The following is a 674-nucleotide window of genomic DNA, read 5'->3' on the forward strand; positions in this document are numbered from 1 at the left end:
GCAGCATGATTTCCACGCCGTCTTCGCCGGTGTAGCCGGTGCGGGCGATCATCCAGTCACCGTCCTGCGCGAAGGCAAAAATTTTCAGGCTGCTGACCGCCTCGGCACGGGCGCCGCTGAGCAGGCCGGCAAGGATCTCGCGGGCCTTCGGCCCCTGAATCGCCAGCATGGCCAGTTCCGGGCGCTCGTGAATATCCACGGCAAAACCGCCGGCCTGCTTTTCCATCCAGTCCAGGTCGGTCTCACGGGTCGCGCAATTTACCACCAGTCGGTAGCCATTGTCCTGTTTATAGACGATAAGGTCGTCGATCACGCCGCCATTGTCGTTAAGCATGCCGGTGTACAGGGCGCGGCCCGGATCAATGCGGTCCACGTCGTTGGCCAGCAGCTGGCGCAGGTAATCACGGGCACCGGCGCCGGCAATATCCACCACGGTCATGTGGGAGACATCGAACACGCCGGCATTTTGACGCACGGCGTGATGCTCTTCGATCTGGGAGCCATAATTGATCGGCATATCCCAGCCGCCGAAGTCCACCATCTTGCCGCCAGCAGCGAGATGGGCGTCGTATAAAGCTGTGCGGTGAGCCATAAAAAGCACCATGGAACGAGTGAGTGGGGAATTATATCGACACGGGGCCGGGCGGCATAGGCTGGGCCGGGAATCCGTATCC

1 protein-coding gene is annotated in these 674 nt (G+C 61.1%); it reads right to left on the reverse strand.

Features of this window, described 5'->3' with window-relative positions:
- Positions 1–592, reverse strand: a 592-nt coding sequence (gene gcvT / locus A3754_RS05120; RefSeq protein WP_063519001.1) for a glycine cleavage system aminomethyltransferase GcvT, incomplete at its 3' end; no start/stop codon positions are given.
- Between the last annotated feature and the right edge of the window lie 82 nt (positions 593–674).

This window comes from Alcanivorax sp. HI0083 (assembly GCF_001635175.1).